Source organism: Bradyrhizobium manausense (assembly GCF_018130615.1).
Lineage (GTDB): Bacteria > Pseudomonadota > Alphaproteobacteria > Rhizobiales > Xanthobacteraceae > Bradyrhizobium > Bradyrhizobium manausense_A.
The window spans coordinates 33,439-45,951 of sequence record NZ_JAFCKB010000007.1; the positions used below are offsets into that span (position 1 = coordinate 33,439).

At 64.1% G+C, this 12,513-nt stretch carries 11 protein-coding genes; 8 read left to right on the forward strand and 3 right to left on the reverse strand.

Annotated elements, in window-relative coordinates:
• The first annotated feature begins 10 nt into the window (after positions 1-10).
• The 5 genes from JQ587_RS15280 (at position 11) to JQ587_RS15300 (ending at position 6,107) form a co-directional block, all read left to right on the forward strand.
• Positions 11-1,879, forward strand: coding sequence for an extracellular solute-binding protein (locus JQ587_RS15280; protein WP_212425828.1), 1,869 nt, complete (start codon positions 11-13; stop codon positions 1,877-1,879).
• Position 1,880: 1 nt separating this feature from the next.
• The gene (locus tag JQ587_RS15285; RefSeq protein WP_212298395.1) at positions 1,881-2,990 is read left to right on the forward strand and encodes a microcin C ABC transporter permease YejB; all 1,110 of its coding nucleotides are present in this window, start codon (positions 1,881-1,883) and stop codon (positions 2,988-2,990) included.
• Positions 2,990-4,168 (forward strand): ABC transporter permease, encoded by a 1,179-nt coding sequence (locus JQ587_RS15290; RefSeq protein ID WP_212425829.1) that lies wholly within the window; start codon positions 2,990-2,992, stop codon positions 4,166-4,168. The genes JQ587_RS15285 and JQ587_RS15290 overlap by 1 nt, the downstream gene beginning before the upstream one ends.
• A gap of 7 nt (positions 4,169-4,175) precedes the next feature.
• A complete protein-coding gene (locus JQ587_RS15295; RefSeq protein WP_212298393.1) occupies positions 4,176-5,813 on the forward strand; it encodes an ABC transporter ATP-binding protein in 1,638 nt (545 codons plus the stop codon).
• 96 nt (positions 5,814-5,909) lie between these two features.
• Positions 5,910-6,107, forward strand: coding sequence for a hypothetical protein (locus JQ587_RS15300; protein WP_212298392.1), 198 nt, complete (start codon positions 5,910-5,912; stop codon positions 6,105-6,107).
• A 70-nt stretch (positions 6,108-6,177) separates the two neighbouring features.
• Here the strand turns inward: JQ587_RS15300 and JQ587_RS15305 are convergent, their stop codons facing one another.
• Together JQ587_RS15305 and JQ587_RS15310 are read right to left on the reverse strand one after the other, a co-directional pair.
• Entirely contained in the window at positions 6,178-7,032 is an 855-nt protein-coding gene (locus JQ587_RS15305; protein WP_212425830.1) for a C40 family peptidase, read from the reverse strand.
• Entirely contained in the window at positions 7,025-8,398 is a 1,374-nt protein-coding gene (locus JQ587_RS15310) for a leucyl aminopeptidase family protein (RefSeq protein WP_212425831.1), read from the reverse strand. The genes JQ587_RS15305 and JQ587_RS15310 overlap by 8 nt, the downstream gene beginning before the upstream one ends.
• 200 nt (positions 8,399-8,598) lie before the next feature.
• On the opposite strand from JQ587_RS15310, the gene JQ587_RS15315 reads away from it, so the two are divergent.
• The 3 genes from JQ587_RS15315 to JQ587_RS15325 all read left to right on the forward strand — a co-directional run bounded on the left by JQ587_RS15315 (position 8,599) and on the right by JQ587_RS15325 (position 11,468).
• Positions 8,599-8,802, forward strand: coding sequence for a hypothetical protein (locus tag JQ587_RS15315; protein WP_212298389.1), 204 nt, complete (start codon positions 8,599-8,601; stop codon positions 8,800-8,802).
• Between the two features lie 273 nt (positions 8,803-9,075).
• Positions 9,076-10,584: a metallophosphoesterase family protein gene (locus tag JQ587_RS15320; protein ID WP_212425832.1), complete on the forward strand. Its 1,509-nt coding sequence runs from the start codon at positions 9,076-9,078 to the stop codon at positions 10,582-10,584.
• 71 nt (positions 10,585-10,655) lie between these two features.
• Positions 10,656-11,468, forward strand: a complete 813-nt coding sequence (locus JQ587_RS15325) for a tetratricopeptide repeat protein (protein WP_212298387.1) — start codon at positions 10,656-10,658, stop codon at positions 11,466-11,468.
• Between the two features lie 62 nt (positions 11,469-11,530).
• Here the strand turns inward: JQ587_RS15325 and JQ587_RS15330 are convergent, their stop codons facing one another.
• On the reverse strand, positions 11,531-12,505 hold the full coding sequence (locus tag JQ587_RS15330) for a type II secretion system F family protein (RefSeq protein WP_212298386.1): 975 nt from the start codon (positions 12,503-12,505) through the stop codon (positions 11,531-11,533).
• Positions 12,506-12,513 lie beyond the last annotated feature (8 nt).

Genomic DNA, 12,513 nt, shown 5'->3' on the forward strand with positions numbered 1-12,513 from the left:
GCAATTGCGCATGGCGCAGCTTTCACGCCGGCATGTGCTGGCCCTAGGTGCAGGCGCCCTGAGCGCGCCGCTATTGCGCGGTGCGCGAGCGTCGGAGGCGGCGGCCGAAGCCCACGGCATGTCGGCATTTGGCGATCTCAAATACCCGGTCGACTTCAACCATTTCGACTACGTCAATGTTGACGCGCCGAAGGGCGGCGCGTTTTCGCTGATCCCGTCGGTCCGCGCCTACAACCAGTCCTATTTCACGTTCTCTTCGCTCAATGCCTATATCCTGAAGGGCGAGGGCGCGCAGGGCATGGATATGACCTTCGCGTCGTTGATGGGGCGAGCCAATGACGAGCCCGACGCGATGTATGGGCTTGCGGCAAGATCGGTGCGGATCTCGCCGGACAAGCTGTCCTACGCCTTCACGATCCGATCCGAGGCTCGTTTCCACGATGGCTCCAAGCTCACGGCGCATGATGTCGCCTTCTCGCTGACCGCGCTGAAGGAGAAGGGGCATCCCCTGATCGTCGTGCAGCTCCGCGATTTCGTAAAGGCCGAGGCGCTCGACGATTCCACCGTGGTCGTCACCTTCGCGCCTAACCGCGCACGTGACGTTCCGCTCTATGTCGCGAGCCTGCCGATCTTCTCGAAGGCATATTACGCCACGCGCGCCTTTGATGAATCGACGCTCGATACGCCGCTGGGCTCCGGTCCGTACAAGGTCGGCAAATTCGAGGTCAACCGGTACATCGAATACGACCGCGTCAAGGACTGGTGGGGCGCCGATCTGCCGGTCTGCCGCGGCAGTTACAATTTCGATACGGTGCGCTACGAATTCTACCGCGACCGCGACGTTGCGTTCGAGGGGTTCACTGGCAAGAACTATTTGTTCCGCGAGGAGCTCACATCCCGCATCTGGGCCACGCGTTACGATTTCCCGGCGGTGAAGGACGGGCGCGTCAAGCAAGAGCAACTGCCGGATGAGACCCCGTCAGGCGCGCAGGGCTGGTTCATCAACACGCGCCGCGACAAATTCAGGGATCCGCGCGTGCGTGAGGCGCTGATCTATGCTTTCGATTTCGAGTGGACCAACAAGTCGATCATGTACGGCGCCTATGCGCGCACGCGCTCGCCGTTCCAGAACTCCGACATGATGGTATCAGGCCCGCCTTCGCCTGAAGAGCTTGTGCTGCTGGAACCCTTCCGCGGCAAGGTGCCCGATGAAGTGTTCGGTCAGCCTTTCGTGCCGCCGGTGTCGGATGGCTCGGGACAGGACCGCGGCCTGCTGCGAAAGGCGGGCGAGCTGCTCAATGAAGCCGGCTACCTCGTCAAGGAGCGCAAGCGGGTGCTGCCGAATGGCGAGCCCTTCACCATCGAGTTCCTCAACGACGAGCAGTCGATCCAGCCGCATCACGGGCCGTACTTGAAGAACCTCGCGACGCTCGGCATCGACGCGACATTCCGGCTGGTCGACGCGGTGCAGTACCGCGCCCGACTGGAGGATTTCGATTTCGACATGACGATCGAACGGTTTTCGATGTCGGCGACGCCAGGCGATGCCATGCGGGCGTTCTTCTCCTCCCAGGCGGCAAAAACCAAGGGGTCGTACAATCTCGCTGGTATCTCCGATCCGATCATCGACGCGCTGATCGACAAGATCATCGCAGCCCAGACCCGGGCGGAGCTGACCATTGCTTGCCGGGCTTTTGACCGCGTGTTCCGCGCCGGGCGCTATTGGGTGCCGCAATGGTATGCGAACTTCCATCGGGTCGCCTATTGGGACCAGTTCAGCCATCCCGACAAGCCCCCCAAATACGCGCAAGGCGTCGGCGCTCCGGAAAACTGGTGGTACGACCGCGCGAAGGCGGCCAAGCTCGAGCAGGCGAAATGACATGAGCGCCTATATCGCCCGCCGTATTCTCCTGATGATTCCGACGCTGCTCGGAATCCTCTTTGTCTCCTTCGTGGTCGTGCAATTCGCGCCGGGCGGTCCGGTCGAGCGCGTGATCGCGCAGCTTTCGGGCGCCGACACCGGCGGCAGTTCCCGCATCTCGGGCGGCGGCGACTTTGCGCAACGCGCGCCCGGGCAGCTGGGTGCCGGTGGAGATGCCGTCAACTCGAAATATCGCGGCGCTCAGGGCCTCGACCCCGACTTCATCAAGAAGCTCGAGGCTCAGTTCGGCTTCGACAAGCCGGCGCCGGAGCGTTTCGCTCTGATGGTGTGGAATTTTGCGCGCTTCGATTTCGGCAAGAGCTATTTCCGCGATGTCAGCGTGATCCAGTTGATCAAGGAGAAGCTGCCGGTTTCGATCTCGCTCGGCATCTGGCTGACGCTGATCACCTATCTGATCTCGATCCCGCTCGGCATCCGGAAGGCCGTCAAGGACGGTACGCGCTTCGACACCTGGACTTCGGCGATCATCATCATCGGCTTCGCGATTCCAGGCTTCCTGTTCGCGATCCTGCTGATCATCCTGTTCGCCGGCGGCTCGTTCTTCAACCTGTTCCCGCTGCGCGGCCTGACCTCGGACGGCTGGTCGCAATTCCCCTGGTACTGGAAGATCATCGACTATTTCTGGCACCTGACCTTGCCGCTGCTGTCGATGGGGCTGAGCGCATTCGCCACGATGACGCTGCTTACCAAGAATTCGTTCCTGGACGAGATCCGCAAGCAATACGTCATGACCGCGCGCGCGAAAGGGTGTAGTGAAAGCCAGGTGCTCTACGGTCACATCTTCCGCAACGCGATGCTGATCGTGATCGCGGGCTTCCCGGGCGCCTTCATCCACGCCTTCTTTTCCGGCTCGCTGCTGATCGAGACGATTTTCTCGCTCGACGGGCTCGGGCTGCTCAGTTTCGAAAGCGTGCTGAACCGCGATTATCCCGTGGTGTTCGGCACGCTCTACATCTTTTCGCTGGTCGGTCTTGTGGTCAACCTGATCTCGGATCTGACTTACATGTGGATCGATCCGCGGATCGATTTCGAGGCGAGGGAGGTCTGATGACGCTGACCGCCCCGACCCCGATTGAGACGTCGGCCAAGACGCCGCTTGGCGCGGCCGTGCCGATCACGCGCAAGCCGTTCGCACCGTCGCCGCTGAACAAGCGGCGCTGGGAGAATTTCAGGGCGAACCGGCGCGGCTACTGGTCGTTCTGGATCTTCATGGTCCTGTTCGTGGTCTCGCTGTTTGCCGAGCTGATCGCCAACGACCGGCCATTCCTGATCAAATATGACGGTCATCTCTATTGGCCGGCCTTCGTGACCTATTCGGAGACGACCTTCGGCGGTGATTTTGAGACCGCGGCCGACTACCGCGATCCGTACCTGCAGAAGCTGATCAAGGACAAGGGCGGCAGCATCGTCTGGCCGCTGATCCGCTACTCCTACGACACCCACAATCTCGATTTGCCGACGCCGGCGCCGTCGGCGCCGACCTGGATGCTGACGGAAGCGCAGTGCAAGCCGGTGGTCGAGAAGAAGGGTCTGAAGAGTTGCCGCGACCTCGAATATAACTGGCTCGGCACCGACGATCAGGGCCGCGACGTGGTGGCGCGGCTGATCTACGGCTTCCGTATCTCGGTGCTGTTCGGCCTCTGCCTCACCATCGTCTCCTCGATCGTCGGCGTCGCCGCAGGCGGTATCCAGGGCTATTTCGGTGGCTGGATCGATCTCACGTTCCAGCGCTTCATCGAGATATGGACCGCGATCCCCTCGCTCTATCTGCTACTGATCCTATCGTCGGTGCTGGTGCCCGGCTTCTTCGTGCTGCTCGGGATATTGCTGCTGTTCTCCTGGGTGTCACTGGTCGGCCTCGTGCGCGCGGAGTTCCTGCGCGGACGCAATTTCGAATACATCCAGGCGGCGCGTGCGCTCGGCGTGTCGAATAAAGTGATCATGTTCCGGCATCTGTTGCCGAATGCGATGGTCGCGACCATGACGTTCCTGCCATTCATCGTCTCGAGCTCGGTGATGACGCTGACGGCGCTGGACTTCCTCGGCTTCGGCCTGCCGCCCGGCTCGCCGTCGCTTGGCGAGCTGCTGTCGCAGGGCAAATCCAACGTGCAGGCACCGTGGCTCGGCTTCACCGGCTTCTTCTCGGTCGCGATCATGCTGTCGCTCCTGATCTTCATCGGCGAAGCCGTGCGCGACGCCTTCGATCCGCGCAAGACGTTCAAGTGAGGGCGTGATGGACGCGATCAACCAGCCCCTGCTCGCCGTGCGTAACCTCTCGGTGGCCTTCCACCAGGGCGGCAGCACGACGCTTGCGGTCGACAAGGTCTCGTTCCAGATCAAGCGCGGCGAGTGCGTCGCGCTGGTCGGCGAATCCGGCTCCGGCAAGTCCGTCAGCGCGCTCTCGATCCTGAAGCTGCTGCCCTATCCGAATGCCTCGCATCCCTCGGGCAGCATCCGCTTCAAGGGGCAGGAGCTGATTGATCAGACCGAGCAGCAGATGCGGGAGATTCGCGGCAGCGATATCTCCATCATCTTCCAGGAGCCGATGACATCCCTCAATCCGCTGCACACGATCGAGGCGCAGATCGGCGAGATCATCCAGCTGCATAATCCCACCAGCCATGCGCAGGCACGCCAGCGGACGCTCGAGCTGCTGACGCAGGTCGGCATTCCCGAGCCGGAGACCCGGCTCAAGAGCTATCCGCATCAGCTCTCGGGCGGTCAACGCCAGCGCGTGATGATCGCGATGGCGCTCGCCAACGAGCCGGATCTGCTGATCGCGGACGAGCCGACCACGGCGCTCGACGTCACGGTGCAGGCGCAGATCCTGGCGCTGCTCGCCGAGATCCGCGCCCGGCTCGGCATGAGCCTGCTCTTCATCACCCATGATCTCGGCATCGTGCGCCGCATCGCCGACACCGTCTGCGTCATGAAGGGCGGCGAGATCGTCGAGCAGGGGCCGGTCGAGCAGGTCTTCAAGACCCCGAAGCATCCCTATACGCGCGATCTGCTTGCAGCCGAGCCGAAGCCGGATCCGGCGCCGCCGCAGCCGAACGCGCCGGTGGTGATGTCGGCCGACGACTTGAAGGTGTGGTTTCCGATCAGGCGCGGCCTGATGCGCAAGACGGTCGGCCACATCAAGGCAGTCGACGGCGTGAGCGTCGCCGTGCGCAAGGGCGAGACGCTCGGCGTCGTCGGCGAATCCGGGTCGGGCAAGACCACGCTGGGGCTGGCATTGCTGCGGCTGATCTCGTCGAACGGTCGCATCGTATTTCTGGGCAAGGACATCCAGGGTCTGCGCTTCAAGGAGATGCGGCCGTTCCGGCGCGACATGCAGATCGTGTTCCAGGACCCGTTCGGCTCGCTCAGCCCGCGCATGTCGATTGCCGACATCATCGCCGAAGGCCTCTCCGTGCATCAGCCAAAGCTGTCGCGTGACGAGCGGGAGGCGCGCGTCGTCAAGGCGCTCGAGGATGTCGGGCTGAAGCCGGATACGCGCTTCCGCTATCCGCATGAATTTTCCGGCGGCCAGCGCCAGCGCATCAGCATTGCGCGCGCGGTGGTGCTGGAGCCGGACTTCGTCGTGCTGGACGAGCCGACGAGCGCACTCGACATGCTGTTTCAGGCCCAGATGGTGGAGCTGCTGCGCGAGCTTCAGCGCAAGCGCGATCTCACCTACATGTTCATCTCGCACGATCTGCGAGTCGTCGCCTCGCTCGCAAGCCATCTGATCGTAATGCGCAGCGGCAAGGTGGTCGAGGAAGGCCAGGCAGCGGAGCTGTTCAAAAATCCCAGGACGGATTACACCCGCGCGCTGTTCGCGGCGGCGTTCCGCCTGGAGACGGCCGGGAACGGCGCGGTCGCGACCTGATCCAGCGTGATTGCGATCACGGCAGCAGCGCGATCGCTGCGGCATCCTGTGCGCACGGTCGCGAGATGGTCTCGCGATCGCGACAGGAGGACGGAGATGACATTTTCTGAAGTCGACGCGCAGGCGAAGCGCGAGCTATCCGCAGGCGAACTTGAGCAGGTTGCCGGCGGCAACGTCTGGAACTTCGGTCCCCCCGGCCGGTTCTTCGAGCCGCCGCTGCCGCCGCGCTTTGAGAACGCGCCTCAATTGGGTGGCGGTGGTTTGCTGAAAAATCCGCATCTGCGTCTGTTCTGAGGAGCAGACTCTGAGATGGGTGGAGTAAGCAATGGGTTTCGCAGAGCTCCACCCATCCCACGAGGTGCCGCTAGAGCCGTTTGACCGCGACGATTTCGCTGCCCGCCTGCTTGATCCGTGCAATGGCCGGCTCGATCGGTTCGATCACGGTGGCCATGTGATGCGCGTTGGCGTGAACCATGGTGCCGCCGTCGCGGACGATGGCGACGTGGCCTTTCCAGAAGATCAGATCGCCACGTTGCAGCGTGCTTCGCTCGTGCGGCTCCAGCGCGCGGCCAAGTCCGGCCTGCTGCATGTCGCTGTCGCGCGGACAGCCGGTGCCTGAAGCCGTCAACGACACCTGGACGAGACCCGAGCAATCAATGCCAAGGCTGCTCTTGCCGCCCCAGAGATAGGGCGTGCCGACGAAGCGCTCGGCGATCGCGACGAAGTCCGGCTCGCGATGGTCGAGCGGCGCGAGATGGGCCTTCGGCAGGAACGTGCCCTCGCGCGTGACCGCGAATGTGCCGTCCTCGCGCGTGATCGTGAGCTTCGATCCCAGCACCAGCGTGTCGGCCGGTGGCAGCTTGATCGAGGGGCCGGGGAAGGCGAGCGTCCGCAGCGCGCTGACCTTGTGCGTCGGTGCGGCCACCGGCTTCAGCAGCGCGGCGTCCGGCAGCCAGCCGACATAGCCGTCGTCGCCGAGCTGGCCCCAGGCCCAGCCCTCGCCGTTGCGGTCGTAGACCGTGACCCGCTCGCCGCGCAGGGCCTCCGTCATCAGCATCGCGTTCGAGGAGGGCTGTTCGCGCACCGGCGCAATCGGCGCGACCACCTCGAATTCCTCGCCGGTGACGAAGCGGTCGGCCTGCACCTTGCCCTCGAGATATGTCGCGGCGAGGTCGCTCCGCGCCGGTGTCAGCCGCGGATCGTATCTCGGATCAGGCATAGCGCTCGCTCAGCACCTTGTAGATGGCGCGGGCAGCCTGGCATTCGCCGCCCTCGGGCCGCGCCGGCTTGGCCGATGGCGTCCAGCCATAGATGTCGACATGCAGCCAGCTGCCGGCCTGCTCGACGAAGCGTTGCAGGAACAGCGCGCAGGTGATCGAGCCGGCAAAGCCGCCGGATGGTGCGTTGGTGATGGTGGCCGTCTTGGAGTCCAGCCACGCATCGTAAGGCGGCCACAGTGGCATGCGCCACAACGGATCGTTCTCCTTCACCGCGCAGCGCGCGACGTCGGCAGCCAGCGTCTCATCATTGGTGTAAAAGGGCGGTAAATCCGGCCCCAGTGCGACGCGGGCGGCGCCGGTCAGCGTGCCCAGATCGATCAGCAGTTCGGGCGTCTCCTCGTCGGCCAGCGCCAGCGCGTCGGCGAGCACCAGCCGGCCTTCCGCGTCGGTATTGCCGATCTCGACGGTGATGCCCTTGCGCGAGGTAAAGATGTCGAGCGGGCGGAAGGCGTTGCCGGCGACGGCGTTCTCCACGGCCGGGATCAGCACCCGCAGCCGGATCTTCAGCTTCGCATCCATCACCATGCGCGCGAGCGCCAGGACATTGGCAGCGCCCCCCATGTCCTTCTTCATGATCAGCATGCCGCTCGACGGCTTCAGATCGAGCCCGCCGGTATCGAAGCAGACGCCCTTGCCGACCAGCGTCACCTTGGGATGATCAGGGTCGCCCCAGACGATGTCGATCAGCCGCGGCGCGCGATTCGAGGCCATGCCGACGGCGTGAATCAGGGGAAAGTTCGTCTTCAGATCCTCGCCGATGGTGCAGGCGTAGCTCGCGCCGAATTCGGCCGCGAGCTCTTTCGCGGCTGCGGCCAGCTCCTCCGGCCCCATGTCGTTGGACGGGGTGTTGATGAGATCGCGCGCCAGCATCGCGGCATCCGCCATGCGGTTGATTTCGGCGGGATCGACACCGTCAGGCGGCACCAGCCGGACGTCGGGCCTGTCGGCCTTGCGGTAACGGGCAAAGCGGTAGCTGCCGAGCGCGAAGGCGAGCGCCGCCAGCCGCGTATCGTGCGGTGCGTTGGCAAAGCGATAAGTGCCCGGCGGCAGCAGGCCCGGCAGGGCGCCGGGCCGGAACGGGTCGCGCGATTTGGCGCCGTCGTCCTCGAGGCCGAACAGCACTTGCGCGATCGCACCGTCCGGCGCGGGCAGCGCAAGATAGCTGCCCGGCTTGGCGGTGAAAGCGGTCGCGGTGGCGAACTGGCGTTGTGCCGGCGGCAGCGTCTCGCGCACGGCCTGCCAAGTCGATTGGGTGACGAAAGTGATCGGCGTAGCGGTGGCAGATGTCTCGAAGACGGAAGGCATTGGCGGGTCCGCTGGGTCATTCGGTTGGAGGAGACTTCGCAGAGTTTTGCCATGGCTGCAATCGGCTTTGCGGTCACCGCTCGTGAGCCGCTACTCGCGGAGCAGGAGCCATGCTAGGTTCCGGCCGTGGTTGCCAAGCGGGCTGTCAAGCGCGCAGAAAACGCCGGTGACCAAGACGAAGCATGCCGGGAGGACGTGCAATGGAATTTGTGTGGAGTGTGGTCACATTCGTCGGCCAGGCCATCGAGGCCATCTTTGGCTATGTCGAGCATCACCACTGGGTCTTTGCGTTTCTGGCCGGTGGCTACGTCTTTTATCTCCATGACCGTTCGATTCATGCGCGGTTCGATGCGCTCGACAAACGCATTGACGAAATCCGCAAGCGCCTCGCCATCGAATACTGATCGGCTCGCGAAACCATCTGCGGCCAACGCACGTATCTCCGCCGAGAACGGCCGTTCACGAGGGCGTCGCCGCAGGGCTTTACTGGCGTCGCGGTTGTGGCATTATTGATGAATATTTTTAGGTTGCGCAGCGTGTCTCTGCACGGATGCAGCGCAAGAGAGCGTTGAAGTTCGGCTGATGCCGATCCCGGGGCGTTACCCGACAGGACTCTTTGTCGAAGGCATTTCTCTCAATCGTTTGGGCGACGCAGCATTCGCGACGAGCGGCGCAAAATGGATAGATCGTTTGTCGTTGCGCAAATCTCCGATCTGCATCTGGATGGCTCAGGCCGGCTACTTTCGGCGATCGAGGCCCTCGTCGCCGATCTGCGCGAGCGGATGGCGGCCTTCGCGGATGTACCTGACCGCATCCTGCTGATCACAGGAGACATCGTAAACGATCCGACTCCGCCTGCGCTCGACGAAGCGCTCTCCGTCATCGCGTCCTTGCGGCAGACCGGCCTGTTCACCGATATCCAGGCGGTCGCCGGCAATCACGACGTCAAGCGCCCGAGCCAGCGCAGTGGCCGCCACGACGCCTACGACTATCTGCATCTGCCGCGGACCTCGAAGAGCATCTATTACCGCCAGGCCGGTCTCGACCTGGTGCTGCTCGACTCCAACAGGGCAAGCCTGGCCACGCTTGCTAACGGCAGCCCCGACGAGCGGGCCTACAATGCGATGGTCGCGCAGTCCGCCCGGCTGAGCGTTGAGCTCGCAGGCAGCATCGGCTCGGCCGGACGTGCCGATTATTCCGAGCCCGCGGAAAACCTGGTGCGTGTGCTGGCGCTGCATCATCATCCGCTGCCGCAGGCGACCGGCGAGGGCAAACGGTTTCTCGGCGTTCCGGACGAGCCGCTGATGTATCTCGCCGCGCCCGCGACCTTCCTCGAGGCGGCCACCTCCCTCAACGTCAACCTGGTCCTGCATGGGCACCGGCATGTCGAGGGGCTCAGTCGCTATTCGATTCCCGATCCTCGCGCGCCCCGGAGCGGCGGTGAGGATTTCTGGCGCACGATCTATGTGCTCTCTTGTCCGTCCTCCACCGGGCAGGGCGGCGACGATGCCGGCTTCAACATCATCCATTTTGGTCCGACAGCCGAGCCCGAGCGGCCCGAGTATCAGTTCACAATCGCCCGCTATTCGCGGCTGCGCAGCTATGGCGGCTTCAGGCCGCTCGATTCGAATCTGCCGGATGGGCTCATCAGGCTTCCCATGGGGCGAGATCTGTCCCGCGATCCCGCCATCCAGTCATCGATCGAGATCGCCTCATGCGCGTCGCTGAAACGAGATCAGGTTCTGACGCTGGTCCGCCGGTTGCTGTCACGCCCTGCGTTCTACGACGATGGCGAGCAGAACTGGGCGGACAATCTCTACATCTATCTCATCACCTCCCATGCCTGGGCCGATCTTGACGGCAGGTTCGCCAACGCGGCGTCGAATCCCGACGTTGCGGCGCTGGCGGAGGTGAGGGCGCTACTCCGCCGGTTGATCGGACAATCCGCGGACATGCTCGGCATCGACCACGCCGCGCGCGACGAGCTTTGCGCCGACCGCCTGGTCAATCGTGACGACCTCTCGCGCCGGTGGCCGCGGTTGCCGCGTGAGACGGTCGATGTTGAAGCGAGGGCGCTGCAGCGGCTGCAATTGCTGCGGGACCTGAACGATCAGGTCAAGCTGCTCGGCCTCGATCTGGGCTTGGGCGGTGCGGTGCCGCCGCAAGCCGGCCGATCCCCGCGTTAACCGGCCATTAGGGTTAACAGTCTATTGCTGGCGCGTTCGGCTCGATCAATAGGCTCGAGAGTCAAAGCGTCATGCGTCAACGGTTCCGTCCCGCCCGGCTTCTTGCCTCCGCCTCGCTGATTGCACTGGTGGCCGCGAGCCTCGGCGGCTGCACGGCAATGTCAAAACTTTCCGACGTCACCGGCTCGATCGGTCCGAAGGCGGAAGCCGCGCCGGTTGATCCCGCGCGCGCCACCGAGGTCTATGGCGAACGGTACCGCGCCAATCCCAAGGATCCCGACGCCGCACTGGCCTACGGCCAGGCCCTGCGCGCCAATGGTCAGCGCGCCCAGGCCGCCGCCGTGCTCGAACAGGCGACCATCGCCAATCCCGGCAACAAGCCGCTGCTGGCCCTATACGGCCGCGCGCTCGCCGACAACGGTAATTTCCAGCAGGCCTTCGACGTGTTGTCGAAGGCGCATTCGCCCGATAATCCGGACTGGCGTCTGCTCTCGGTGCAGGGCACCGCGCTCGATCAGATGGGCCGTCACGATGAGGCGCGCGCCTATTATGCGAGCGCGCTGAAGATCGCGCCGGGCGATCCCGGCGTGCTCTCCAACCTTGGCCTGTCCTACATGCTGTCGCGGGACCTGCCCAAGGCCGAGGAGGCGCTGCGGCAAGCCTATGCTTCGCCGCGGGCAAGCTCGCGCGTGCGGCAGAATCTGGGGTTGGTGGTCGGCCTTCAGGGCCGCTTCGCTGAAGCCGAGAGCATCGTGAAGGCGGACTTGCCGCCGGACGAGGCCGCCGCCAATGTCGCCTATCTCAAGGACATGCTGAACCGCAAGGATGGCCCGCGCGGCGCATCGAGGCGGACGCCGGTCGCTGCGCTCAGCCAGCCCGACTGATCAGACCTGATTTTTCGATCCTGAAATTGGCTGCGGACCGCGCGCGGTCCGCAATCCCTGTGTCAGTGCAGCTCGGAGATCTTGATGCCGGTCGGTCCGAGAATGACGACGAACAGCACCGGCAGGAAGAACAGGATCATCGGCACAGTCAGCTTCGGCGGCAGCGCGGCGGCCTTCTTCTCGGCCTCGTTCATGCGCATGTCGCGGTTTTCCTGCGCCATCACGCGCAGGGATTGGCCGAGCGGGGTGCCGTAGCGTTCCGCCTGCTGCAGCGCCAGACACACCGATTTGACGCCTTCGAGCCCGGTGCGCTTCGCCAGGTTTTCGTACGCCACCTTGCGGTCCTGCAGATAGGACAGCTCGGCGGTGGTCAGGGTGAACTCCTCCGACAGTGCGATCGACTGGCCGACGATTTCGGTGGCGACCTTGCGGAATGCCATTTCCACCGACATGCCGGATTCGATACAGATCAGCAGCAAGTCGAGCGCATCGGGAAAGGCGCGTTTGATCGACAGCTGGCGCTTGGAGATCGCGTTCTTGAGGAACAGCATCGGCGCCTGCAGGCCGAGATAGGCCGCGCCGACGCAGATGCCGATCTTGATCGGCATTGGGCGGTCCATATGGGCGATCAGGAACACGTACACGACCGAGCCGACGAACAGCACGATCGGGGCCACCATACGCGCGAACAGGAACGTGACGTAAGGTGCGTGGCCGCGATAGCCGGCCATGATCAGCTTGTCGCGCGCGGCTTCCTGCGCCAGCCATTTTGTGAGGTTGAAGTCCTCGACGACCTTGGAGACGAGCTGCTTCGGCGTCTGGCGCAGGGACACCTTCTCGCTCTTGTTGAGGCGCTCGCGCTCGCGCTGCCGGATGCGCTCGCGTTCGCTTGCCACCGCCTTCATCCGCTTGGAGAGGCCCTCGCCTGCGAACAGCGGCATCACCAGCGTGTACACGGTGGCGCTGGCGGCGATGGCCGCCAGCAGCATGGTCATGAAGTGGGGGTCATGCAGTTTCGTAACGAGGAACTCGACCATGCGGCACC

Excerpts from the sequence above, each read along its gene's own strand:
- JQ587_RS15280 (WP_212425828.1), top strand. The coding sequence starts at position 11 with ATGGCGCAGCTTTCACGCCGGCATGTGCTGGCCCTAGGTGCAGGCGCC.
- JQ587_RS15285 (WP_212298395.1), top strand. The coding sequence starts at position 1,881 with ATGAGCGCCTATATCGCCCGCCGTATTCTCCTGATGATTCCGACGCTG.
- JQ587_RS15290 (WP_212425829.1), top strand. The coding sequence starts at position 2,990 with ATGACGCTGACCGCCCCGACCCCGATTGAGACGTCGGCCAAGACGCCG.
- JQ587_RS15295 (WP_212298393.1), top strand. The coding sequence starts at position 4,176 with ATGGACGCGATCAACCAGCCCCTGCTCGCCGTGCGTAACCTCTCGGTG.
- JQ587_RS15300 (WP_212298392.1), top strand. The coding sequence starts at position 5,910 with ATGACATTTTCTGAAGTCGACGCGCAGGCGAAGCGCGAGCTATCCGCA.
- JQ587_RS15305 (WP_212425830.1), bottom strand. The coding sequence starts at position 7,032 with ATGCCTGATCCGAGATACGATCCGCGGCTGACACCGGCGCGGAGCGAC.
- JQ587_RS15310 (WP_212425831.1), bottom strand. The coding sequence starts at position 8,398 with ATGCCTTCCGTCTTCGAGACATCTGCCACCGCTACGCCGATCACTTTC.
- JQ587_RS15315 (WP_212298389.1), top strand. The coding sequence starts at position 8,599 with ATGGAATTTGTGTGGAGTGTGGTCACATTCGTCGGCCAGGCCATCGAG.
- JQ587_RS15320 (WP_212425832.1), top strand. The coding sequence starts at position 9,076 with ATGGATAGATCGTTTGTCGTTGCGCAAATCTCCGATCTGCATCTGGAT.
- JQ587_RS15325 (WP_212298387.1), top strand. The coding sequence starts at position 10,656 with ATGCGTCAACGGTTCCGTCCCGCCCGGCTTCTTGCCTCCGCCTCGCTG.
- JQ587_RS15330 (WP_212298386.1), bottom strand. The coding sequence starts at position 12,505 with ATGGTCGAGTTCCTCGTTACGAAACTGCATGACCCCCACTTCATGACC.